Below are 22,295 nucleotides of genomic sequence, written 5' to 3' on the forward strand. Positions count from 1 at the left end.
CCACCGCCGACGTCCTGGTGAACGGAGCGGGCTCAGCCGCGTTCCCGGGCCCGTCTGAAGCGGGCCAGTCCGTCGGACAGGGCGACGATCGGGGCCGGGTAGGTGAGCGCGGCCGGGTCCAGGCCCCGGAGTTTCCACGGCTCGTGCACCGCGGGGCCCTCGATGCTCGCCAGTTCGGGCACCCAGCGCCTGACGTACGCGCCGTCGGGGTCATGGCGCCTGCCCTGGGTGACGGGGTTGAGGACGCGGTTGGGGCGGGTGTCCGTGCCGGTGCCGGCCACCCACTGCCAGTTGAGCTGGTTGCTGGCGACGTCCCCGTCCACGAGGAGGTCCAGGAAGTGCCGGGCGCCCACCCGCCAGTCGACATAGAGCGTCTTGGCCAGGAAGCTCGCGGCGAGCAGACGGCCGCGGTTGTGCATCCAGCCCTCGTGCCGGAGCTGGCGCATGGCCGCGTCGACGACCGGATAGCCGGTACGGCCCTCGCGCCAGGCGTCGACGTCGTCCGGGGCCGTGCGCTCCGAGCGCCAGCGGTCGTGCTTCGGACGGTAGTCGGCGGTGGCCGCGTCCTGCCGTGCGGCCAGGACCTGGCGGTGGAAGTCGCGCCAGGCGAGCTGCCGCACGAAGGCCGCGGCGCCAGGACCGTCCGCCCTGCGCGCCCGGTGGACGAGTTCGACCGGGGAGAGCGTGCCGAAGTGCAGATGCGGCGAGAGCCGGGAGGTCGCGTCGCCGGCCAGGTCGTCGTGGCGGTCCTCGTAGGCGGCGAGGCCACCGCGCAGCCAGGTGGTGAGCCGCTTCCTGCCCGTCCTCTCGCCGCCCGGGGCCAGCGCCTCGGACACTCCCGACAGCCCGCCGCGTACGGGAAGTTCCTCGGATCCGACGCCGTCGGGGACCCGCAGGGCCCGGGGCGCGCCGAGGGGCTCGCGCAGACGCTGCTGCGACCAGTGCCGGAAGTACGGCGTGAACACCGCGAAGTGGTCGGAGGAGGCCGGGGTCACCGCACCGGGCGCGACCGCCGTGGTCACCGTGTCGTGGACGTGCAGCCGGCGCCCCGCGGCCTCCAGGGCGCGCCGCAGCCGCTCCTCCCGAAGGTGTGCGTAGGCGCTGACGTCGGCCGCCATGTGCACCTCGTCGGCGTCCGCCTCCGCGGCCACCTTGCACACCTGGCCCACGACGTCACCGGACCGGACGACGAGCCGCCCGCCGCGCTCGCGCAGCCCCGCGTCCAGGTCGCGCAGGCAGTCGGCGAGGAACGCCAGCCGGTTGGGTGCCGCGAACCCGGCGTCCTGCACCGCCCTGTCGCGGACGAAGAGGGGAACGACGTGGCGGGGGCCTTCCGCGGCGGCCCGCAGGGGCGGGTGGTCGTGCAGGCGAAGGTCGGAGGTGAACAGGACGACCGAGACGTTCATGGTGCGGCTCCGGTGGGACGGATGAGGACGGTGAGCTGTTTCCGGCCCGGCGGGCCCGGCGGATGCGGGCGTCAACGGGCGGGTGCGCGTTCACCGGCGGGGGTGAGGGGAGTTCTGGCCGCGGCCCGGGCGATGTTACGGGCCATCCCGCCGAACACCACGGCGTGGAAGGGCGACACGCTCCACCAGTAGGCGTGCCCGAGCAGCCCGCGCGGATGGAACAGGGCACGCTGGCGGTAGCGGCTGCGGCCGCTGCCGTCCCGCTCGGCGTACATCTCCAGCCAGGCCAGGCCCGGCAGCCGCATCTCGGCCCGCAGCCGCAGCAGATGCCCCGGCTCGATCTCCTCGACCCGCCAGAAGTCCAGCGAGTCGCCGACCCGCAGCCGCTGCGCGTCCCGGCGGCCACGGCGCAGCCCCACCCCGCCGGCCAGCCGGTCGAGCCACCCGCGCAGGGCCCAGGCGAGCGGGAAGGAGTACCAGCCGTTGTCGCCCCCGACGCCCTCGATCACCCGCCACAGGTCGCCGGTGGGCGCGTCCACGCCCGCCTCGCGCCGGTCGCTGTAGAGGCTGCCGCCCGCCCAGTCCGGGTCGGTGGGCAGCGGATCGCTGGGTGCGCGGGGCACCGCGGCGGACGACCAGCGGGTGGTGACCCCGGCCTCGCGGACGCGCCTCAGGGCCAGCCGTACCGCGTCGTCGAAGCCGATCGGGTGCCCCTCGGGATCGGGCACGTAGCGGACGATGTCGCGCTCGCGGCAGACGACCTCGTGCCGCAGCGACTCGGTCAGCGGCCGTGCGATGGCCGCGGGGACGGGTGTGACCAGGCCGACCCAGTGGCTGGACAGCCGGGGCGTGAGGACCGGCACGGGCACGACCACCCGGCGGGGCAGCCCGGCCACGGAGGCGTACCGGAGCATCATGTCGCGGTACGTCAGGACGTCCGGCCCCCCGATGTCGAAGGCCCGGCCGACGTCGTCGGGCAGGGCGGCGCCGCCGACGAGGAGGCGCAGGACGTCTCTTACGGCGATGGGCTGGATACGGGTGTGCACCCAGCTCGGGGTGACCATCACGGGCAGCCGCTCGGTGAGGTACCGCAGCATCTCGAAGGAGGCGGAGCCCGACCCGATGATCACCGCCGCGCGCAGCACGGTGGTGGGCACGCCCGAGTCGAGCAGGATGCGGCCCACCTCCGCGCGCGACCGCAGATGGGGCGAGAGCTCGCTTTCGGGCACTCCGACCGGGGTGAGACCGCCGAGGTAGACGATGCGGCGCACACCGGCGGCTCTGGCCCGCTCCCCGAAGATCCGTGCCGCGCGGCGGTCCGTCTCCTCGAAGCGCCTGCCCGTGCCGAGCGCGTGCACCAGGTAGTAGGCGACATCGACGTCCCGCATCGCCCCGTCGACCGAGGCGGCGTCGGTGACGTCTCCCCGTACCACCTCCGCGTCGCCCGCCCACGGGTGGTCGCGCAGCTTGCCGGGGGAGCGGGCCAGACAGCGCACCCGGTACCCGGCCGACAGCAGTTCGGGCACGAGCCGTCCCCCGATGTACCCGGTGGCGCCCGTCACCAGGCAGCGCGGTCGCGCTGCGGTGTCGTCATGGTTCATGGGTCCTCGGCCCTCCGCGTCGACGTCCCCCTGCGATCACTTCCAGCCGCACGGTCCCTGCGGATGCGGACACCGGCATGGAGCGGTTCCAGGCGGCGACCTGGCGGTGTTCTGACATGTCCGCAGCGATTCGGGGCAGGTGAAAGGACGGCACACTGCTCGAGGCCGGAGGTGAACCGCCGCTATGGGCGCGAAGGTGCTGAAGCGTTTTCCCGCCGGGGCTCCGCGTGGATCGTGGCCGGCGGAGGAGTACGCGGCCGCGTGTCGTGCCGAGGGCGAGCCCGCGACCGTCGTCATGGACCTGAAGTCCGACGCCTTCCTCGTGGTGGTGCCGACCTGCGAGGAGAAGGCCGCCTAGTACGGCAGGACACCGCTTTGCCTGGCCGGGCAGGACACCGTGCCGTCCGGCTCACGCGTGCTGGGAGGCCGGCGCGCCGAGATGAGCCCTGCGCACCTGTGCCGTCTGCCCCTGCACCAGCAGGCGTTCGGACCTGGCGGGCGGATTCACCGGCGTGTGGTGCCGCGTCTGGACGAACCAGGTGGAGCAGCAGGCCCCGGCCAGGAACTCCGCGACCTCCCGGGCCACCGCGTCGGGGGCGCCCGCTCCGCCTTGCTCGCGCGGCGAGCTCACGCCGAGCAGCCCGGAGCGCCTGACCGCCTCGATGTGGCTCGCGGGTACGCCCTCCTGGCCGACGTGCTCGGCTCGCGGGGCGAGCAGATCGTCCGCGAGCCGGCGGGCGCCGGCGACGAGTGGATGTGCTGCCGTGGTCATGGAAAAGATTCTCCCGATGGGGTGAGGCGAGGTGTCGATCCGGGTGACTGCCCTTCGTGTAGGAGGTGACAGATACCCCAGGACGCCAAGGAGGACGTCATGAAGCACTACCTGCTCAGCGTGGTCCAGCCGGCCGGAGGCACACCTCCCGCCCCCGACGAGCTCGCCGCGATCATGCGCGACGTCGAGGCCTTCAACCAGGAGCTGCGCGACGCCGGAGCCTGGGTGTTCGCGGGCGGGCTGCACGGCCCGGAGACGGCGACCGTGCTGCGCCCCGAGGACGGAAACGTGCTGATCACCGACGGGCCGTACGCCGAGGGCAAGGAGTACCTGGGCGGCCTGTGCCTGATCAGGGCCGCCGACCTGGACGAGGCCCTGGAGTGGGGCAGGAAGGCCGCACTGGCCACCACCCTCCCCATCGAAGTGCGGCCCTTCGCCGACCAGCACTGATGCCCGACACCACCGACGTCGAGGCCGTCTTCCGCGCCGAGTACGGGCGTGCGGTCTCCGTCCTCGTCCGCTTCCTCGGCGACATCGACCTCGCCGAGGAAGCGGTCCAGGACGCCTTCACCACGGCCGTCCGGAAGTGGCCGCGCACCGGGGTGCCGCCCAGTCCGGCCGGCTGGATCATCACCACCGCGCGCAACAGCGCGATCGACCGTCTGCGCCGCGAGTCCTCCCGGGACGCCCGGCAGGCCGAGGCCGCCCGGCTGTACGCGCCCGACGCACCGGCCGAGGAGGGCCCCGTGCGCGACGACCGGCTCCGGCTGATCTTCACCTGCTGCCACCCCGCGCTCGCCCTCCAGGCCCGCGTCGCGCTCACCCTGCGGCTGCTCGGCGGACTCGGCACCGCGCAGATCGCCCGCGCCTTCCTGGTGCCCGAGCCCACCCTGGCCCAGCGCATCGTGCGGGCCAAGGCCAAGATCCGTGACGCGGGCATCCCGTACCGGGTGCCCCGCGACGCCGACCTCCCCGACCGGCTGAACGGTGTGCTGGCCGTCGTGTACCTGATCTTCAACGAGGGCTACACCGGCTATCCCGGCCTGTGCGCCGAAGCCGTACGCCTCGGCCGGCTGCTCGCCGAGCTCATGCCGGACGAGCCCGAGGTCATCGGGCTCCTCGCGCTGATGCTGCTGATCGAGGCACGCCGGCCCGCCCGGTTGGACACGCACGGTGCGCTGGTGCCGCTGCCCGAGCAGGACCGCACTCTGTGGGACCGCGCCCTGATCGCGGAGGGGCAGGACCTCGTCCGCCGCTGCCTGCGCCGCAACCAGCCGGGCCCGTACCAGATCCAGGCCGCGATCAACGCCGTGCACAGCGACGCGCCGACGGCCAAGGCCACCGACTGGGGGCAGATCCTGCGCCTGTACGACCAGCTGATGGCCCTCGCCCCGAGCCCGGTGGTCGCCCTGAACCGGGCGGTCGCGGTGGCCGAGGTCGAGGGCCCGCGGGCGGCCCTCGACCTGGTGGACGCGCTGGCGCTCGACACGTACCACGTGCTCCACGCCGTCCGCGCCGACCTGCTGCGCCGCCTTGGCCGCCACACCGAGGCGGTACGCGAGTACGAGGCCGCAGCCGAGCTCACCAAGAGCCCCGCGGAACGCGCCCACCTCGACCGACGCCGACGCGACCTCATGCGCTGAGCGCTTCCCGCGGCACGAGTTCCGCGTCACGCGCACGGCCCGGGAATGTATTTCGGTGACTGAATGGTTGGTATTTACATCCGACCGATCGAGACCGTACTCTCGGGCCGCAAGACCCGAGCACATCAGCGAGGCATCGTGAACCACTCCACCCCCGAGCAGCCCGCCGACGTCGTGGCCCGGCTGCGCGCCACCTTCCGTACCGGCCGTACCAAGCCCGTCGAGTGGCGCACGGGTCAGCTGCACCGCCTGCGCGAAATGCTCACGGAGAAGGGCCCAGAACTGGCCGCCGCGCTCCACGCGGACCTGGGCAAGAGCTCCGCCGAGGCCCACCGCACCGAGATCGACTTCACCGTCCGCGAGATCGACCACACCCTGGGGCACCTCACGCAGTGGCTGCGTCCCGAGTCCGCACCCGTGCCGGCGCACCTGGGCGACGACGCGCGGGCCTGGACGCAGTACGACCCCCTCGGTGTCGTCCTCGTCATCGCCCCCTGGAACTACCCGGCCCAGCTCCTGCTCGCCCCGATGGTCGGCGCGCTGGCGGCCGGAAACGCGGTGGTGGCCAAGCCGAGCGAACTGGCTCCGGCCACCTCGGCCGCGCTGGCCGAGCTGATCCCGGAGTACCTGGACACCGAGGCGGTCGCGGTGGTCGAGGGCGGCGTCCCGGAGACCACCGCCCTGCTGGCCGAGCGCTTCGACCACATCTTCTACACCGGCAACGGCACGGTCGGCCGCGTCGTGATGCGCGCCGCCGCCGAGCACCTCACCCCGGTCACCCTCGAACTCGGCGGCAAGTCACCGGTGTTCGTCGACCGCGATGCCGACATCGAGGTGGTCGCCGACCGGCTGGCGCGCGGCAAGTTCCTGAACGCCGGACAGACCTGCGTGGCCCCGGACTACGTCCTGACCGACCCGGAGACCGCCGCCGCCCTGGAGCCCGCGCTCGTACGCTCCGTCGAGGCGCTGTTCGGCACGGACCCGGCGGCCTCCGCCGAGTACGGCCGCATCGTCAACGAGCGCCACTTCGACCGGCTCGGCAGGCTCCTCGGCTCGGGCCGTGTGGTGCTCGGCGGCGGCAGCGACCGCGGGTCCAAGTACATCGCGCCGACCGTGCTGGCCGACGTCGACCCGAAGTCGCCGGTCATGCGGGAGGAGATCTTCGGTCCGATCCTGCCGATCGTCACCGTGGCCGGCCTCGACGAGGCCATCGGCTTCATCAACGACCGCGACAAGCCCCTCGCGCTGTACGTCTTCACCGAGTCCGACGGCACGCGGGCGCGGATCGCCGCCGAGACCTCCTCCGGCGGCCTCGGCCACGGCCTGCCGCTCGCCCATCTCACCGTCTCCGACCTGCCGTTCGGCGGTGTCGGCGAGAGCGGCATGGGCAGTTACCACGGCCGCTACTCGATCGAGACGTTCAGCCACCGCAAGGCGGTGCTGGAGAAGCCGCTGAGCTGACCTCCGTCAGCCTGCCGGGCCCGGCCGTTCGAGCGGCCGGGCCCCGACCTCTACTCCTGACGGCCCTTCACCGGGCATGGTGTCATGCACCTGACTGCCTCCTCCGAGGAAAGGCACCCGCATGCGCACCCCCCACGCCCTGCTCGCCATGACCGCCGCGCTGGCCGCCGCGGTCGTGGCACCTCCTTCCCATGCCGCCACCGCGGTCCCGGCCGCCGGCGCCTACTACGTCCAGAGCGCCGTGACCGGCCTCGACGCCGCGGACAACGGCGCAGCGGTGGAACAGCACAGACCCAAGGGCAACGAGGACCACCAGCAGTGGAACCTCAGGACGAGCGGATCCTCGTACGTCCTGGAGAGCACCGACACGGCCGGCAGCTGTCTCGGCCGCTCCGGCGACCAGGCCCGGACCGTGTCCTGCGCGAGCGACGACGCGGCCTGGGAGATCGGCACGGCCGGTGCCGACCGCTACACGCTCAAGGCGCCGGGCACCGACCGTTATCTGACCGTGGCGCCCCAGCCCTCCGGCGCCAACTACCCCGCCCAACTGGCCATGGGTGCCTCCGGCACCCTCGCCGCCTGGTACCTCACCCCGGTCGCGTCCGCCACCGGCCCCATGCCCCCACCGGACCGGCGCACCCTCGACCAGGTCACGTTCCTCACCGCGCACAACGCCTACGCCAACGGAGTCGACGGCGGTTTCGCCCCGCCGTTCGTGAACTTCTTCCCCAACCAGGCCCGCGGCGTCGACCAGCAACTCGCCGACGGCGTCCGCGGATTCATGCTGGACATCCACCAGACCCCGGACGGCGCCATCCTGTGCCACAACAGCTGCACGCTGGTCAGCAGGCCGGTCGCCCTGTGGGTGGACGTACAGCGGATGGTGAACTTCCTCAAGGCCAACCCCGACCAGTTCATCACCGTCTTCCTGGAGGACTACGTCGACCCCGGCGTGCTGCGCTCCGAACTCTCCCGCGTCAGCGGTCTGCCGGACGTGCTCTACCGCCCCGACCAGACGGGTGTACGGCAAAACGGCTGGCCCCGGCTCGCCGACCTGATCGCCGCGAACCACCGGCTGCTGATCTTCACCGACCACAGCCGCTCCGCCGACGAGTCCGCTGGACTGACCCGGGACAGCTTCGGCGTCATGTACCAGCGGGAGTGGACCGTCGAGAACTACTGGTCCCTGGGATCGGGCCTGGGCTCCTCGGACTGGTCCTGCTACAGCCGCTGGTACGACGCGGGCACCAACATCCCGCTGACCCGCACCGAGACGGGCTTCAGGCCGCTGTTCGTCATGAACCACTTCCGTGACGCCACCATCGCCTCCACCGCCCGTACGGACAACACCAAACTCGCCGACCGCGCCCGGCGCTTCTGCCAGCCGGCGGCCCGCAAGAAGCCCAACTTCCTTGCCGTGGACCGCTATGACCTCGGCGACCCGGCATCGGCCGTCGCGGCCCTGAACACCTACACCTATCCGTAAAACCGCTCGCGGCGGGGGCCGGGGCGTGTGCGAGACTCCGCCGATGGCCTCCCGAACGATCACCGCGGCCGCCGCGGGCACCTGGCCCCTCGGTGACCTGCCCGTCAACCGCATCGGCTTCGGAGCCATGCGGCTGACGGGCAGCGCGGCCTTCCATCTGGACACGCCGAGCGACCGTGAACGGTCGATCGCCGTGCTGCGCGGGGCCGTCGAGCTCGGCGTGAACCACATCGACACGGCCGCCTTCTACTTCTCGTCCCTGCGCTCCGCCAACGAACTCATCAACAGCGCGCTCGGCCCGTACCCCGACGACCTGGTCATCGTCACCACGGTCGGCCCGTGCCGCGACTACTACGGGCAGTGGGCCTCCCCGGCCCGGCCCGACCAGCTGCGCGGACACGTCGAGGAGAACCTGCGCCAGCTGGGGCGCGACCACCTGGATGTGGTCAACTTCCGCCGGACGGCACGCCAGGACTCCATCGCCGAGTACTTCGGCGCCCTCGCCGAACTGCGCCAGGCGGGTCGGATCCGGCACCTCGGCATCTCCGGGGTCGGCCCCCACCACCTGGCCGAGGCCCTGGAGATCGCCCCGGTGGTGTGCGTCCAGAACCGGTACGCGCTCGACCGGCCCGACCCCGTGGACGACGAGATGCTGCGCATCTGCGCCGACCGGGGCATCGCGTTCGTACCGTTCTACGCGGTCGCCGGAGACAGCGGACCGCGCGGGGCGACGGAGCACCACGACGATGCGGTGCTCGCCGTCGCCCGGGAGCACGGAGCCGGCCCCGCCCAGGTCCGCATCGCCTGGACCCTGCACCAGGGCCCGCACATCCTCGCGATCCCCGGTACCGGCAACCCCGACCACCTGGCCGAGAACGTAGCCGCGGGCGCGCTCCGACTCACCGAGGCCGAGCTGGCCCGGCTGAACGGGAGCCGCGCGGCAGCGGGCACGCCGTGATGCTGCCCGCCCGCGGTCCTGCCGAACGCCGCGATCAGCGTCGGCCGCCTCTTCACATGATGGGCGCACGGGCCATGGGTGTACGGGCTCGGCCGTACACCCGCGACCCGACCGACTACAATCGCGTAGACGATCTGCCGAACCGTGGACGAGGACGGGGTGAGGAACGTTCCCATGGCCGACTCGAAGGATGAACGGACCGACGCGAAGGACGAGCGTCGGCCGTCCGGCGAGCTCGAGGCGAGCGTCATGGCCGCCCTCTGGGCCGCCGCGGCGCCCCAGACGCCCGGCCAGGTGCAGCTCAGCCTCGGCTCCGGCCTGGCGCGTACCACGGTGACGACGATCCTCTCCCGCCTGCACGACAAGGGTGTCGTCGGCCGGCAGCGCCAGGGTCGTGGCTACGCCTACTTCCCGGTCCAGGACGCCCAGGGCCTCACCGCCCGGCGTATGCACACCGAACTGGACCGGGACAGCGACCGCGAGACGGTGCTCGCCCGGTTCGTCGCCCAGCTCAGCGCCGACGACGAGCGCGTCCTGCGCGACCTGCTCGAACCCGGTGAGCGATGACTGTCCTGCTGCTGGTGCCGCTGCTGCTGCCATGCGCCCTGCCGGTCCTGGCCCGGCGGGCCCTCGACCGGCTCGTGCCTGCCGCGGCGCTGTGGCTGATCACCGTCTCGGCCGTGGTCCTCGCGGGCTGCTCGGTGGCCGCGCTGGGCGCGTTCGTCCTCATCGGGCTGCTCAAGCTGCCCCTGTTCGCCGCGCTCGGCGAGCTCGTGCATCCGCTGAGCACCGCCTCCGACGTCTTCGTCGTCCCGGCGGCGGCGACCTCCGTGGGGGCTCTGGCCGTGTGTGCCTGGACCCTCGTCCGCTCGGTGCTCCACCAGACGCGTGCCTTCCGCGCGGCCCGCTCGGAGGCCGGCCACGGACCGGCGGCGGGCGATCTGTGCGTGGTCGACTCGCCGCGCCCCGACGCCTACGCGCTGCCCGGGCGCCCGCACCGCATCGTCGTCACCACCGCGATGCTGCGCAGCCTGGACGCCGCCGAGCGGGAGGCGCTGTTCGCGCACGAGCGGGCGCACAACGAGGGGGGCCACCACTACTTCCTCGCGGCGGCCGAGCTCGCCGCCCACTGCCATCCCGCGCTGCGGCCGGTCCGCGAGACCATCCGGCTCGCCGCCGAGCGCGCAGCCGACGAGGCCGCCGCCACCGCCGTGGGTGACCGGCGCCTGACCGCCCGTGCCATCGCCCGCGCGGCCCTCGCCGGCCAGGACGCCGCCTGCGAACGTCCGGACTTCGCCCCCGCCGCGACCACCGGCCCCGTCCCGCGGCGCGTACAGGCCCTGTTGGCCGCTCCGCCGGCCCCTCGCCGCGCCGCCCGCTCGATCGCCGTTCTCCTGGCCGCCTGCACGGCCGTCTCCTGCGTCGCCTCGGCCACCGGAATGATCGACTTCCATCACCGGGTGGAGGTCGCGCAGGGCGACGTGAGCCGCTGAGCGAGCCGCTGCCCGGCGGCTGTCCGGCGGCTGTCCGGGGCAGGAGCAGGCTCCCGTTCCGCCTACCTCCCGGGGCGACTGGCGTCTCCGGGGTTTTACGTATAACCTCACCCGCTAACCACCCCCACCGAGAGGTCCGGATGAGACGCGTCGCCCTGGTCACCCTCGTCGTCGACGACTACGACGAGGCGATCCGCTTCTACACCGAGGCCCTCGGATTCCGGCTGGCCGAGGACACGCCGCGCCCGGACGGCTCCCGCTGGGTCGTCGTCGAACCGGGGACGGAGGCGGCCGGCACGGGACTGCTGCTCGCCCTGGCCAAGGGGGAGGAGCAGCGGGCCCGCATCGGCGACCAGACGGGCGGACGCGTCGGGTTCTTCCTGCACACCGACGACTTCACCCGCGACCATGCCCGGATGACCGCCGCCGGCGTGACCTTCCTGGAGGAGCCGCGCCACGAGCCGTACGGCTCGGTCGCCGTCTTCCGGGACCTGTACGGCAACCGCTGGGACCTGCTCCAGCCCGCCGGCTGAGCTTCCTCCCGCCGTACTCCTCCCGCCGTGGGCTCCGCCCGCCGCACGCTCCCACCGCCGCTTCGAACCGCCCGCTCAAGGAAAGCCCCGCCATGACTGCTACGCGCGTAGACGCCGAAGTGATCCGCCGCCTCCCCAAGGCCGTCCTGCACGACCACCTCGACGGCGGCCTGCGCCCCGCCACCGTGGTCGAGCTCGCGGCCGCCGTCGGTCACACGCTGCCCACCACCGACCCGGACGAGCTGGCCGCCTGGTACTACGAGGCCGCCAACTCCGGCGACCTGGTCCGCTACATAGCCACCTTCGAGCACACCCTCGCCGTCATGCAGAACCGCGAGGGCCTGTTGCGCGTCGCCGAGGAGTACGTCCTGGACCTCGCCGCCGACGGCGTCGTCTACGCCGAGGTGCGCTACGCCCCCGAGCTGAACACCAAGGGCGGGCTGACGCTGAGCGAGGTCGTGGAGACCGTCCAGGAGGGCCTCGCCGCCGGCATGGCCAAGGCGGCCGCCGCCGGCACGCCCGTCCGGGTCGGGACCCTGCTCTGCGGCATGCGCATGTTCGACCGGGTCCGCGAGGCCGCCGACCTGGCCGTCGCCTACCGTGATGCCGGCGTCGTCGGCTTCGACATCGCCGGTGCCGAGGACGGCTTCCCGCCCGCCGACCATCTGGACGCCTTCGAGCACCTGCGCCGCGAGAACGTGCCGTTCACCATCCACGCCGGCGAGGCGCACGGCCTGCCCAGCATCCACCAGGCCCTCCAGGTGTGCGGCGCCCAGCGCATCGGCCACGGCGTGCGCCTCACCGAGGACATCCCCGACCTCGCGGCCGGCAAGCTCGGCCGCCTCGCCGGCTGGGTGCGCGACCGCCGCATCGCCCTGGAGATGTGCCCGACCTCCAACCTCCAGACGGGCTGCGCCACCTCGATCGCCGAGCACCCCATCACGGCCCTGAAGGACCTGGGCTTCCGGGTCACCCTCAACACCGACAACCGACTGGTCTCCGGTACGACGATGACCCGGGAGATGTCCCTGCTGGTCGAGGAGGCGGGCTGGACGGTGGAGGACCTGCGGACGGTCACCGTGAACGCCCTCAAGAGCGCGTTCATCCCGTTCGACGAGCGCAACGCCCTCATCGAGGACGTGGTCCTGCCGGGTTACGCCGCCGCGCTCTGAAGCAGCCCCCGCAAGTAGGCGGCCTGTCCGATGTGCTGCAGATCGTCGGACAGGACGCTGACCAGTCGTACCCCGAGGCTGACCGGCGGATCCCAGCGCTCGTCCACGATGCGCTCGAGATCTTTGGCGGGCAGCTCGCGCAGCACCCCCCGGGTCTGCTCGTGGACGGCGTCGTAGTAACCGGTCAGCAGGTCGGCGGACTCGACGCGCACCTTGGCGACCTTCGCCGCGCCGTGGCCGTATCCCGTGTCCCGGCGCGGCAGGTCCAGTCCGAAGCGCTTCTCCCAGCCCTGTGACAGCCACACCTGCTCGAGGTCGAAGGCGTCGGCGACATGGTCGTCCTGGACCCGGGTGAGATGCCAGACGAGCCAGGCGACGGAGTTGGCGTCGGGTGCCGGGCGGGCGTGCAGCTCGTCCGGCCCGAGGCCGTCGAGGGTGGCATGGACTTCTTCCTGGATGCGGCCGAAGCCGTCGATGAGGATGTCCCTTGCATGCATACGTCCACCATCGCGCATCGCGGGCCCTCACGCGTCCGGAATCCAGCTCCCGTGGAAGCCCAGCGGCACCCGCCCCGGCAGCTGGATCCGGGCCACGGGCTCACCCGTGAAGTCCTCGGCCGCGAGTATCAGCAGGTCCGCCGCACCCCGGTCCGGGTCGTGCACGTACGCGATCGCGTATCCGTCGTCCTCGGCGGCCTTCGGGTCCGCGGGGTCCCGCGGCACGAACACCGCCTCGCCCGCCGCCGCGTCCCTCGGCAGCCGGTGCACCTGGGCCGTGCCGCGCAACAGATCATGCTTGATGAGCGCGTTGGAGAAGGCGCGGTCGGGCGGATTCCCGTCATGTGTGAGGTAGGCCAGCGTCAGGTCCGCGGCGGCCGCCGAGTAGCCGTAGCGATGGCGGCGGGACACCAACGCCTCGTTCACGCGCGGGAATTCCTGCGGCCGGTCGTCGATCGTCCGCTGCCGTACGCGTCCGTCGCGCAGATCGATCGTCCAGCGTTCGAGCTTCGCGGTCCCCGCCGCGTACGGCCCGTCCGAGCCGCGCCGGGCCACATGGAACGGTGCCGGATACGTCGTCAGGTCGACGACCACGCACGACCCTTCGTCGTACGCGTTGAGGGTGTGCGAGAAGAAGACCGGCTCGATGGAGAACCAGCGCACGGCGCCGCCCGTCCGCGGCATGACGCCCACGCGCGTGGGGTGCTTCCGGTTCCAGAAGTACGGCACCGGAGCACCGCGCTCGGCAGCGGCCGGGTCGAACGTGACCGGGATGTCGAAGACGACCACGTGCTTCTCGGTGAGCGCGAAGTCGTGCATCATCGGCGCGTCCGCCACCGCGATCCGCGTCGTGCGGGCGATGCGGCCCGACGGGTCCACGACCAGGTGCCGGACGTGGTCCCAGGCCGGGTAGTAGGCGATCGCATGCAGTTCGCCCGCACCCGCGTCGTACTTGGTGTGCGCGGTGAACGCGCCCTCCAGGGTGCCCCGGAAGTCGTGGGTGCCCACGGTGTTGAGCTCGCCGTCGAGTTCGTACGGCAGCGGCCCGCTCTCCTGGAGCGCGAGGATCCGCCCCCGGTACGGGATCACATGCGTGTTGCACGCGAAGTCGTCCGGCGGGACCGGGCCCGGGTAGGGCTCGCCCAGCTTCTTCGTCACCTCGGAGGAGCGCACCCAGCGGTTGCGGTACCACTCGGCGCGGCCGTCGCGCAGCCGGACGCCGTGCACCATCCCCTCGCCGAGCATCCAGTGATGGGCGCGCGGATCATCCAGGCCCAGCACATTGGGGCCGTTGCGCAGAAAGCGGCCGTTGAGTTCGCGGGGGACGCGGCCGGTGACCGTGAGGTCGAAGGCCGTCAGCTCTTCGGTGACGGGAGTGAACGCCCCGTCCAGGAAGGGATAGTGACGATCCGTCGGCTTTCCCGGCCGGGCCGAGGCCCGGGGGCCGGCCGCTCCGACAAGTGCGCCCGCCGCCGCCATCCCCGCCGCGCCGCGCAGCAGGCCCCGCCGTGTGTGTTCCGCCATGTCCGGTTCTCCTGACCGTAGTTGCCGTGAGGAACGGTCACGAGTCTGCGGCGGCGGGAGGCCGAGGTCAGGAGGGGTGGGCCCCGTCCGGGGGTGTCGTCAGACCCCCTGTTTCGAGCAGGGTGATCAGCGCGCGGGCCGCCGGGCTGGTGGCGTTCTCGGGCGGCAGCAGGGCGACCGTCTCGTACGCCGCCTCGCCCGTGCCCTTGAGGGGGAGCGCCGTCAGAGCGGTCCGCTTGTGCCGGAAGTGCCGGGGTACGACGGCGATCCCGAGGTTCTCGTCGACCAGGTCCAGGAGGCTGTGCACGTCGTTGACCTCGAGCGCCACCGTACGGCGGACACCGGCCGCGGCGAACGCGGCGTCGGTGGTGCGGCGCGGGCCCCAGTCCGGGTGGAAGTCGACGAAGGCCTCGCCGCCGAGGTCGTCCGCCGTGAGGGCCGCTCCGCCCCTGGCGAGGCGGTGGTGCGGATGGCAGAGCACGGTCATCGGCTCGCTCGTCAGCGGCACCGAGCGCAGCTGGTCCGTGTCGTCCTGCGTGCGGTAGGCGAAGGCCAGGTCGAGCCGCCCGGCCGCGACCTCCTCGGCCAGGGCGCCCGAGCCCGCCTGCCGCAGCCGGATCTCCACGTCCGGGTGCCGTCGCCGGAACGCGGCCAGCAGTCCCGCCACATGCACCCCGGCGATGCACTGTTCGGTGCCGAGTGCCAGCGTCCCGCGCAGCACGCCCTGCACCGCGGCCACCGCCTCGTGCGCCGCCCGGACCTGTGCCAGGATCCGCTCGGCCTCGGCTAGGAGCGCCCGCCCGGCCTCGGTCAGCGTCACCCGGCGGGTGGTGCGCACGAACAGCGGCGCCCTGAGCTCCCGCTCCAGCGCGCGGATCGAGGCCGACAGTCCCGACTGGGACACCATCAGCCGCTCCGCGGCCCGGGTGAAGTGCTGGTCCTCGGCGACGGCGACGAAGTGCTGGAGGTGGCGCAGTTCCATGATTGAGAAGCCTAGCCGCACAATTCCATCGGATTCTTCTGTTGGACCGCTGTACCCGGCCCGGGGAAGAGTGGAAGAGGTAGATCCTGTGCCCACCCCTCTGGAGTCGCGTTGTACACCGCACACCCCGACCGCTACGCCGACATGCCCTACCGGCGCACCGGACGCAGTGGTCTGAAGCTTCCCGCGCTGTCGCTCGGCCTGTGGCACAACTTCGGCCCCGACCGCCCGGTGCAGACCCAGCGCGCCATCCTGCGCCGCGCCTTCGACCTCGGCATCACCCACTTCGACCTGGCCAACAACTACGGCCCGCCGCCCGGCGCCGCCGAGTCCGCCCTCGGCGAGGCGCTGAAGGCGGACTTCGCGCCGTACCGCGACGAGCTGGTCATCTCCACCAAGGCCGGGTACCTGATGTGGCCCGGCCCGTACGGCGAATGGGGCTCGCGCAAGTACGTGCTGTCCTCGCTCGACCGGAGCCTCACCCGGATGGGCCTGGACCACGTCGACATCTTCTACTCGCACCGCCCCGACCCGGAGACTCCGCTGGAGGAGACGATGGGCGCCCTGCACTCGGCGGTCCAGCAGGGCAAGGCGCTCTACGTCGGCGTCTCCAACTACTCGGCGGAGCAGACCCGCGAGGCCGCACGCATTCTCGGCGAGCTGGGCACCCCGCTCCTCATCCACCAGCCGCGCTACTCGATGCTCGACCGGCGCCCCGAGGACGAGGGCCTGCTGGACGCCCTGGACGAGCTCCAGGTCGGCTCCATCGTCTACTCCCCGCTGGAGCAGGGCCTGCTCACCGGGCGCTACCTCGACGGCATTCCGGAGGACTCCCGCGCCGCGAGCGACAGCCCCTTCCTGAACTCGGACGCGGTCACCGAAGACCTGGTCGGCAGACTGCGCGCGCTCGACGAGATCGCCAAGTCCCGCGGCCAGACCCTGGCCCAGCTGGCCCTCGCCTGGGTGCTGCGCGGCGGACGGGTGACCTCCGCCCTGGTCGGCGCGAGCAGCCCGCAGCAGCTCGAGGACAGCGTCGGCACCATCCGCAACCTGGACTTCGACGTCGAGGAACTGGCGCGGATCGAGGCGATCGTCAAGCCGTAAGGCACTCGCTCACGTCCCGTAGGCGGGCCGCCGCCTCGGGGCGACGGCGTACGGCAGCACGCCGCGGCAGCTGCGCGCCGAAGCGCCACTCGGCCTCGGCGTCGGCGGTCGCCGGCGGGCTGGTGCCGCAGTTCTCGCAGGAGACCCCCGGCGGTACCGGGAGGCCGCCAGGAGCTGAGCCGCTCCAGCAGATGCACGGTCACCGTGTCGCCCTCATCCTTGCCGATGATCTTGCGAACCCCGGCCTTCACCGAACGGCTTGTGCGTGCCGTCGCCCAGGGCCATGAAGGAGCTCCGGAACGGCTCCCCGTCGATCGTGCCGCGCACCTTGACGAGCCCGCGGGTGCCGAAGAACTCCACCGAGCCGGGCCACACCACGTACGTCCACCCGCCCTTGTCCGGACTCTTGCGCAGGACCGCAGTGAATCGCGCGTCCAGGTCTCCCGCCCTGGTCATGTCGTCCTCCGCTCGCGGTGCTCTCCTCGGGCCTTTCACCTCAGGAGACCCCCGCGAGCGGGCAAACTCATCGCGGACGTCTCGGGTCACACCCCGGCGGGCACCCGGTCCAGGAAGCCGAGCACCTGCCTGATCCGGCCCTCGGCGTCCAGCGTGATCACGTCGAAGCCGGCCACCGGCGCCGAGCCGTCCGCTTCGTTCACCAGCTCCCAGGAGAAGCGCGCCGTGTCGTGGTGCCCGTCCACGGCGCCGAGGGGCCGGAAGGAGAAGCCGGGGAACTGCTGGTGCGCCGCCGCGATCACCGCGGCGATCCGCTCGTGCCCGCTGACGTCGGCGAGCGGGTCGGTGTAGCCGCCGTCCGCGCTCCAGGCCTCGGCGACCGCCTTCGCCAGGGCCTGAGGCTCGGTGGCGTTCCAGGCCTCGAAGTAGCGGGCGACGGCGCTCTGGTAACGGTCGGTGTTCACGGACATGGCGAATCAGCCTCCATCGAGGTCGTTCTTGCTGGTCAGGAACCGGAGCTTCGGCTCGTCGATCCGGTACGACCACCATGCCCGGGTCCGTGGGACGGGTCGATTACCCCTCGGGTAATCACGCGGGACGCAGCGGGCGCCGTATTTCGGCCAGGGGGCGCGGTGAATATGCCAAGAGACTGGCCGGAAAGTCATGGTGACAGTGTTTCGGGAGTGAAGATACTCAAACGCCAGGGGCACTTCACCGCACAGGAGCCGCACGGAGAGCGAGGACCGGTCGGCAGACGAGGAACGCGACGGGGGAGTGATCGTGCACGACGAATTCCTGTGCCATGTCACGGCGTACGGCACGTGCGAGGGGCGGCGCATCGGCGTACCGCTCGGCACCTATCGCGCGCCCACGCTGGCCCTGGCGCTGTGGTGGCTGCGGGACCGCGCCTGCTGGATCGCCGAGCGGCTCGACCCCTTACCCGAGAACCCGCGCTTCCCCGCCGCCGCCCTCGTCCCGGTCGCGCAGAGCGTGGCCGACGTGCCCGGCGTGCTGCGCGCCTGGTGTGCCGACCTGGTCCAACAGGAGTTCGTGGCCGACGAGTTGGCGGGCGGACGACTGGTGCGGATCGCGGCCAGCGACGACACCACCGAGTACGAGCTGCTCGCCGAGTCGGTCGACGCCCTGCGTATGCAGCGCACCATCCCGGCGCTCGTCGTTCCCGTCGCCTGACACGTGACAGCGGCCTGGCGCACGGCAGCGGCGGCCTGGCGGACGACTGCGGCCACCGGACGTCCGGGGTCGGCCGGTGGCCGGGCGCACATGTGAGCGAATCGGTAGAATTCAGGCCATGGCGGAGCGGCAGGTCGCCCCGACTGCGCCCGAGCTCGTGCTGGAGACCGACGCGGGCTCCACGGTGATGAGTCCGGAGCGCGACTACCACGTGGGACGGGATCCGTTGTGCGACATCGTCATCGACGATGCCCGGGTCTCGTGGCACCACGCGGTGCTGCGACCCGAGGACGGCCACTGGACGCTGGAGGACGAACACAGCACCAACGGCACCTACGCCGACGGCCGCCGCATCCACGAGTCGGGCGTGGGACCCGGCAGCGTCATCCGTTTCGGCAGTCCCGCCGACGGGCCCCGCGCGGTCCTGGTCGGCCGCCCCGAGCCCGCCCCGGACCGTCCCTCCGCCGTGTCGATGCCCGCCCTGACGGGCACCTTCCGGCAGCCCACCACCGTACGGCCGCTGCCCACGCGCACCGTCCGCATCGGCCGCGCCTCCGACAACGACCTCGTCGTCGACGACCTGATCGTCTCCCGCCGGCACGCCGAACTGCGTGCCCTCGCCGACGGCACGTACGAGATCGCCGACGTCGGCAGCCACAACGGCACCTACCTCAACGGCCAGCCCGTCACCCGCGCCCGGATCCGCCCCGGAGACATCGTCGGCATCGGCCACTCCACGTTCAGCCTGGTCGGCGACACCCTGCAGGAGTACGTGGACACCGGCGAGGTCTCCCTCGACGTGCAGGACCTCACGGTCGCCGTCGACCGCGGCCGCAAGATCCTCCTCGACCGCGTCTCCTTCCCGGTGGGCGAGAAGTGCCTGCTGGCGGTCGTCGGACCCAGCGGTGCGGGCAAATCCACACTGCTCAACGCCCTGACCGGACAGCGCCCTGCCGACCACGGCACCGTCCTGTACGACGGCCGCGACCTCTACCACGACTACGCCGAGCTGCGTCAGCGCATCGGACTGGTCCCGCAGGACGACATCCTGCACGCCCAGCTGACCGTGCACGCCGCCCTGTCCTACTCCGCCGAGCTGCGCTTCCCGCAGGACACGGCCCCCGAGGAGCGCCGGGCCCGGGTCGACGAGGTGATCCGGGAACTGGGCCTGGAACAGCGCACCGGGCAGCCCGTGCACAGCCTCTCGGGCGGCCAGCGCAAACGGGTCAGCGTGGCCCTCGAGCTGCTGACCAAGCCGTCGCTGCTCTTCCTCGACGAGCCGACCTCCGGACTCGACCCCGGCATGGACCGGTCGGTGATGCACATGCTGCGCGGGCTCGCCGACGACGGCCGCACCGTCATCGTCGTCACGCACAGCGTCCTCAGTCTCGACGTCTGCGACCGGCTCCTGGTGCTCGCGCCGGGCGGCAAGGTGGCGTACTACGGGCAGCCCGACGACGCCCTCGCCTTCTTCGGCTTCGAGCACTGGCCGGAGGCCTTCGAGGCCTTCGAACGCGACCAGGACCGCGACTGGGCGCGGGAGTACCGCGACTCGCCCTTCCACCGGCACTACATCGCCGAGGCCACCGCACAGCCCCGCCGTCCCGGTGCGGGCCCGGTCGCCCCGACCCCACCGCCCCGGCCGCGCAGCTGGGGCGCCCAGCTCGGCACGCTGGTGCGCCGCTACACGGCCGCGCTCGCCGCCGACCGCATCTTCGTGGTCACGATGATCGCGCTGCCGTTCGTGATGGGCGTGATGGCCCGTGCGCTGGCAGGCGGGAAGCTGACCGCGGAGACCGCGATGAACACGCTGCTCATCCTGTGCGTCGGCAGCGTGTTCAGCGGCGCGGCCAATGCCGTGCGCGAACTCGTCAAGGAACGCGTGATCTACCAGCGCGAGCGGGCCGTCGGCCTGTCCAGATCGGCGTACCTGATGTCCAAGATCGTGGTGCTGGGCACGATCACCGTGCTCCAGGCCGTGGTGCTCACCCTCGTGGCGCTGCTCGGGGTCGATCTCAACGCGCCCGGCGGCGAGGGCGTGGTGATGCCGCCCCTGCTCGAAATCACCGTGACAACGGCCCTGCTGGCCTTCACGGCGATGATGCTCGGTCTGGTGGTCTCGGCGGCGGTGCGCAAGGAAGAGGTCACGATGCCGCTGCTGGTGCTGCTCTCCATCGTCCAGGTCGTCTTCTGCGGCGCCCTGCTGAAGCTGCACGGGGTGCCCGGCCTCGAGCAACTGGCCTGGCTGGTGCCCGCGCGGTGGGCGCTCGCCGCGATGGCGGGCACCATCGGCGTGGCCCGGATCCTGCCCGGCCGGCTGACCGCCGACCCGATGTTCCGGCACTCGACGGAGGTATGGCTGGTGAACATGACCATGCTGGTGGTGCTGGCCATCGCCTACGGCATTGCCGTCGGCCAGCTGCTGCGCCGGTACGAACCCGTGGTGATGCGGAAGTAGGCGGCACCATGACGGCTCCCGGCTTCCGGCCCACCCACGTCGTCCCCCCGGACGGGATGCCCGCTTGGGAGGCGCCGGACCCTGCCCAGACCACCGTGCCGCTGGACCCGCTGCTGCCCGTGCAACTCGTGGAGCGGCGCGGCGACTGGGGACACATCCGGTGCGCCAACGGCTGGTCCGCCTGGGTCGACGGCCGCTATCTGGTCGCCGTGCCCGAGGACCCGCCCGCCGCCGGCGGCACACCCGGCGACAGCGCCGATCCGCGCCCGCTGCTCGCCCGCGCCGAGGAGGCGCTGGCCGACTACCGGGCCGCCGTCAAGGAACTGGCGGACGGCCGGCTAGACGGGGAGTCCTTCCGCGGCCGCACCCAGGGACTGCGGATCGGCGTCGTGGTCGACGGGGAGGCCATGTGGCTGTACGACCCCGACGAGGGGCGGTGGATGTACGGCGACGGGAGGAGGCTGAGCACCTACGCCACGGACACGGAGGCACCCGGTGCAAGCGTCCCCGGTCACCCCCCGACCCGCGTCGTGACCCATGAGGGCGAGCCGTGACGGCGCGCGAGGCGAGCGTGTTCTCCGGGCGGCCGTCCGAGCTGGTCGGGAAGCAGATCGCGGGGTACCGCATCGAGGACGAGATCGGCCGGGGCGGCATGGCCGTCGTCTTCCGGGCCCACGACGTGCGGCTGGACCGCACGGTCGCGCTCAAGCTGCTCGCCCCGGAGCTCGCCCGCAACGACACCTTCCGCCTGCGCTTCACCCATGAGTCCCGGGCGGCCGCCGCGATCGACCACCCCAACATCGTGCCGGTCTTCGAGGCCGGCGAGACGGCAGGTGTCCTGTACATCGCCATGCGGTTCGTCTCCGGCAGCGATCTGCGCCATCTGCTGGACCGGGAGGGCCCGTTGCCCTTCCCTGCCGCCGTGCGGATCGCCGCGCAGGTGGCATCGGCGCTCGACGCCGCCCACGACAACGGGCTGGTCCACCGGGATGTCAAGCCCGGCAACATCCTCGTGGGCCGGGGTACCGACAGCGATCACCCCGAGCATGTGTACCTCACCGACTTCGGGCTGACGAAGAAGTCACTGTCCCTGACCGGCTTCACGACGGTCGGCCAGTTCGTCGGCACGCTGGACTACGTGGCCCCGGAGCAGATATCCGGCCGCCCGGTGGACGGCCGCTGCGACGTCTACGGCCTCGCCTGCGTCGTCCACGAGACCCTGGCCGGCCATCCGCCCTTCCAACGCGACGACGACATGGCCCTGCTGTGGGCCCACCAGTACGACGAGCCGCCACCACTGTCCGAGGCCCGCCCCGACCTGCCCCCGGCCGTCGACCAGGTCTTCGCCAAGGCCATGGCCAAGAGCCCCGACGACCGGTACGACTCCTGCCTCGCCTTCGTCGCCGCCCTGCGCGCGGTCATGACGGGCGGCCCGCAGCCGGAGGCCGGCCACCCGGTGACCGAGGCGGAGATCCCCGCGGCCGAGGGCCCGGGACCGGCGGCGGACCTCCCGCGGTGGGCCGAACCGGCCTTCCGGGGCAGGCGGCACTGACCCGGA

Annotated in this window: 21 protein-coding genes and 2 pseudogenes; 15 read left to right on the forward strand and 8 right to left on the reverse strand. The window is 72.4% G+C overall.

Annotated features, from left to right (window positions below; all coding sequences use genetic code 11):
* Window positions 1-32: 32 nt before the first annotated feature.
* Complete coding sequence (locus Q8A52_RS13990) at window positions 33-1,406, reverse strand: cryptochrome/photolyase family protein (protein WP_316751676.1); 1,374 nt, start codon at window positions 1,404-1,406, stop codon at window positions 33-35.
* Between the two features lie 71 nt (window positions 1,407-1,477).
* Window positions 1,478-3,007: an SDR family oxidoreductase gene (locus Q8A52_RS13995; protein ID WP_316751678.1), complete on the reverse strand. Its 1,530-nt coding sequence runs from the start codon at window positions 3,005-3,007 to the stop codon at window positions 1,478-1,480.
* A gap of 184 nt (window positions 3,008-3,191) precedes the next feature.
* On the opposite strand from Q8A52_RS13995, the gene Q8A52_RS14000 reads away from it, so the two are divergent.
* Complete coding sequence (locus Q8A52_RS14000; protein WP_316751681.1) at window positions 3,192-3,365, forward strand: hypothetical protein; 174 nt, start codon at window positions 3,192-3,194, stop codon at window positions 3,363-3,365.
* Between the two features lie 126 nt (window positions 3,366-3,491).
* Here the strand turns inward: Q8A52_RS14000 and Q8A52_RS14005 are convergent.
* Window positions 3,492-3,779: pseudogene (locus Q8A52_RS14005) on the reverse strand (acyl-CoA dehydrogenase family protein); the annotation flags it as partial.
* A 99-nt stretch (window positions 3,780-3,878) separates the two neighbouring features.
* On the opposite strand from Q8A52_RS14005, the gene Q8A52_RS14010 reads away from it, so the two are divergent.
* The 9 genes from Q8A52_RS14010 (at window position 3,879) to Q8A52_RS14050 (ending at window position 12,525) form a co-directional block, all read left to right on the forward strand.
* Window positions 3,879-4,229, forward strand: coding sequence for a YciI family protein (locus Q8A52_RS14010; protein ID WP_316751683.1), 351 nt, complete (start codon window positions 3,879-3,881; stop codon window positions 4,227-4,229).
* The gene (locus tag Q8A52_RS14015; RefSeq protein ID WP_316751685.1) at window positions 4,229-5,422 is read left to right on the forward strand and encodes an RNA polymerase sigma factor; all 1,194 of its coding nucleotides are present in this window, start codon (window positions 4,229-4,231) and stop codon (window positions 5,420-5,422) included. Before Q8A52_RS14010 ends, Q8A52_RS14015 begins: the two co-directional genes overlap by 1 nt.
* A gap of 138 nt (window positions 5,423-5,560) precedes the next feature.
* On the forward strand, window positions 5,561-6,883 hold the full coding sequence (locus tag Q8A52_RS14020; RefSeq protein ID WP_316751687.1) for an aldehyde dehydrogenase family protein: 1,323 nt from the start codon (window positions 5,561-5,563) through the stop codon (window positions 6,881-6,883).
* A 121-nt stretch (window positions 6,884-7,004) separates the two neighbouring features.
* Window positions 7,005-8,369, forward strand: coding sequence for a PI-PLC domain-containing protein (locus Q8A52_RS14025; protein ID WP_316751689.1), 1,365 nt, complete (start codon window positions 7,005-7,007; stop codon window positions 8,367-8,369).
* A gap of 43 nt (window positions 8,370-8,412) precedes the next feature.
* Window positions 8,413-9,327 carry an aldo/keto reductase gene (locus tag Q8A52_RS14030; protein WP_316751691.1) on the forward strand — a complete coding sequence of 305 codons (915 nt, stop codon included), beginning with the start codon at window positions 8,413-8,415 and terminating at the stop codon, window positions 9,325-9,327.
* Window positions 9,328-9,501: 174 nt separating this feature from the next.
* Window positions 9,502-9,894, forward strand: coding sequence for a BlaI/MecI/CopY family transcriptional regulator (locus tag Q8A52_RS14035; protein ID WP_316751693.1), 393 nt, complete (start codon window positions 9,502-9,504; stop codon window positions 9,892-9,894).
* Window positions 9,891-10,820: a M48 family metalloprotease gene (locus Q8A52_RS14040; protein ID WP_316751695.1), complete on the forward strand. Its 930-nt coding sequence runs from the start codon at window positions 9,891-9,893 to the stop codon at window positions 10,818-10,820. The genes Q8A52_RS14035 and Q8A52_RS14040 overlap by 4 nt, the downstream gene beginning before the upstream one ends.
* Window positions 10,821-10,960: 140 nt before the next feature.
* Window positions 10,961-11,353, forward strand: a complete 393-nt coding sequence (locus Q8A52_RS14045; protein ID WP_316751697.1) for a VOC family protein — start codon at window positions 10,961-10,963, stop codon at window positions 11,351-11,353.
* Window positions 11,354-11,445: 92 nt separating this feature from the next.
* On the forward strand, window positions 11,446-12,525 hold the full coding sequence (locus Q8A52_RS14050) for an adenosine deaminase (protein ID WP_316751698.1): 1,080 nt from the start codon (window positions 11,446-11,448) through the stop codon (window positions 12,523-12,525).
* Here Q8A52_RS14050 and Q8A52_RS14055 read toward each other — a convergent pair.
* From Q8A52_RS14055 to Q8A52_RS14065, 3 genes are all read right to left on the reverse strand, one after another.
* Window positions 12,507-13,022, reverse strand: a complete 516-nt coding sequence (locus tag Q8A52_RS14055) for a mycothiol transferase (RefSeq protein WP_316751700.1) — start codon at window positions 13,020-13,022, stop codon at window positions 12,507-12,509. The genes Q8A52_RS14050 and Q8A52_RS14055 overlap by 19 nt on opposite strands.
* Before the next feature lie 27 nt (window positions 13,023-13,049).
* Window positions 13,050-14,546 (reverse strand): carotenoid oxygenase family protein, encoded by a 1,497-nt coding sequence (locus Q8A52_RS14060; protein WP_316751702.1) that lies wholly within the window; start codon window positions 14,544-14,546, stop codon window positions 13,050-13,052.
* A gap of 67 nt (window positions 14,547-14,613) precedes the next feature.
* A complete protein-coding gene (locus tag Q8A52_RS14065) occupies window positions 14,614-15,528 on the reverse strand; it encodes a LysR family transcriptional regulator (RefSeq protein WP_316751704.1) in 915 nt (304 codons plus the stop codon).
* Window positions 15,529-15,639: 111 nt separating this feature from the next.
* Here Q8A52_RS14065 and mgrA point away from each other — a divergent pair, with 111 nt between their 5' ends.
* Window positions 15,640-16,632, forward strand: a complete 993-nt coding sequence (gene mgrA, locus Q8A52_RS14070; protein WP_316751706.1) for an L-glyceraldehyde 3-phosphate reductase — start codon at window positions 15,640-15,642, stop codon at window positions 16,630-16,632.
* A gap of 173 nt (window positions 16,633-16,805) precedes the next feature.
* Here mgrA and Q8A52_RS14075 read toward each other — a convergent pair.
* Window positions 16,806-17,088 (reverse strand): annotated as a pseudogene (locus tag Q8A52_RS14075) (DUF1905 domain-containing protein); the annotation flags it as partial.
* An 86-nt stretch (window positions 17,089-17,174) separates the two neighbouring features.
* Window positions 17,175-17,558, reverse strand: coding sequence for a nuclear transport factor 2 family protein (locus Q8A52_RS14080; RefSeq protein WP_316751708.1), 384 nt, complete (start codon window positions 17,556-17,558; stop codon window positions 17,175-17,177).
* Window positions 17,559-17,868: 310 nt separating this feature from the next.
* On the opposite strand from Q8A52_RS14080, the gene Q8A52_RS14085 reads away from it, so the two are divergent.
* From Q8A52_RS14085 to Q8A52_RS14100, 4 genes are all read left to right on the forward strand, one after another.
* Entirely contained in the window at window positions 17,869-18,279 is a 411-nt protein-coding gene (locus Q8A52_RS14085) for a hypothetical protein (protein WP_316751711.1), read from the forward strand.
* Window positions 18,280-18,397: 118 nt separating this feature from the next.
* Entirely contained in the window at window positions 18,398-20,737 is a 2,340-nt protein-coding gene (locus Q8A52_RS14090) for an ABC transporter ATP-binding protein/permease (protein WP_316751713.1), read from the forward strand.
* 8 nt (window positions 20,738-20,745) lie between these two features.
* Complete coding sequence (locus tag Q8A52_RS14095) at window positions 20,746-21,291, forward strand: hypothetical protein (protein ID WP_316751715.1); 546 nt, start codon at window positions 20,746-20,748, stop codon at window positions 21,289-21,291.
* Window positions 21,288-22,289, forward strand: a complete 1,002-nt coding sequence (locus tag Q8A52_RS14100) for a serine/threonine-protein kinase (protein WP_316751717.1) — start codon at window positions 21,288-21,290, stop codon at window positions 22,287-22,289. The genes Q8A52_RS14095 and Q8A52_RS14100 overlap by 4 nt, the downstream gene beginning before the upstream one ends.
* Window positions 22,290-22,295 lie beyond the last annotated feature (6 nt).

The sequence above is a fragment of the Streptomyces herbicida genome (genome assembly GCF_032656585.1).
GTDB lineage: Bacteria > Actinomycetota > Actinomycetes > Streptomycetales > Streptomycetaceae > Streptomyces > Streptomyces herbicida.

Excerpts from the sequence above, each read along its gene's own strand:
- Q8A52_RS13990 (WP_316751676.1), bottom strand. The coding sequence starts at position 1,406 with ATGAACGTCTCGGTCGTCCTGTTCACCTCCGACCTTCGCCTGCACGAC.
- Q8A52_RS13995 (WP_316751678.1), bottom strand. The coding sequence starts at position 3,007 with ATGAACCATGACGACACCGCAGCGCGACCGCGCTGCCTGGTGACGGGC.
- Q8A52_RS14000 (WP_316751681.1), top strand. The coding sequence starts at position 3,192 with ATGGGCGCGAAGGTGCTGAAGCGTTTTCCCGCCGGGGCTCCGCGTGGA.
- Q8A52_RS14010 (WP_316751683.1), top strand. The coding sequence starts at position 3,879 with ATGAAGCACTACCTGCTCAGCGTGGTCCAGCCGGCCGGAGGCACACCT.
- Q8A52_RS14015 (WP_316751685.1), top strand. The coding sequence starts at position 4,229 with ATGCCCGACACCACCGACGTCGAGGCCGTCTTCCGCGCCGAGTACGGG.
- Q8A52_RS14025 (WP_316751689.1), top strand. The coding sequence starts at position 7,005 with ATGCGCACCCCCCACGCCCTGCTCGCCATGACCGCCGCGCTGGCCGCC.
- Q8A52_RS14030 (WP_316751691.1), top strand. The coding sequence starts at position 8,413 with ATGGCCTCCCGAACGATCACCGCGGCCGCCGCGGGCACCTGGCCCCTC.
- Q8A52_RS14035 (WP_316751693.1), top strand. The coding sequence starts at position 9,502 with ATGGCCGACTCGAAGGATGAACGGACCGACGCGAAGGACGAGCGTCGG.
- Q8A52_RS14040 (WP_316751695.1), top strand. The coding sequence starts at position 9,891 with ATGACTGTCCTGCTGCTGGTGCCGCTGCTGCTGCCATGCGCCCTGCCG.
- Q8A52_RS14045 (WP_316751697.1), top strand. The coding sequence starts at position 10,961 with ATGAGACGCGTCGCCCTGGTCACCCTCGTCGTCGACGACTACGACGAG.
- Q8A52_RS14050 (WP_316751698.1), top strand. The coding sequence starts at position 11,446 with ATGACTGCTACGCGCGTAGACGCCGAAGTGATCCGCCGCCTCCCCAAG.
- Q8A52_RS14055 (WP_316751700.1), bottom strand. The coding sequence starts at position 13,022 with ATGCATGCAAGGGACATCCTCATCGACGGCTTCGGCCGCATCCAGGAA.
- Q8A52_RS14060 (WP_316751702.1), bottom strand. The coding sequence starts at position 14,546 with ATGGCGGAACACACACGGCGGGGCCTGCTGCGCGGCGCGGCGGGGATG.
- Q8A52_RS14065 (WP_316751704.1), bottom strand. The coding sequence starts at position 15,528 with ATGGAACTGCGCCACCTCCAGCACTTCGTCGCCGTCGCCGAGGACCAG.
- Q8A52_RS14080 (WP_316751708.1), bottom strand. The coding sequence starts at position 17,558 with ATGTCCGTGAACACCGACCGTTACCAGAGCGCCGTCGCCCGCTACTTC.
- Q8A52_RS14090 (WP_316751713.1), top strand. The coding sequence starts at position 18,398 with ATGGCGGAGCGGCAGGTCGCCCCGACTGCGCCCGAGCTCGTGCTGGAG.
- Q8A52_RS14095 (WP_316751715.1), top strand. The coding sequence starts at position 20,746 with ATGACGGCTCCCGGCTTCCGGCCCACCCACGTCGTCCCCCCGGACGGG.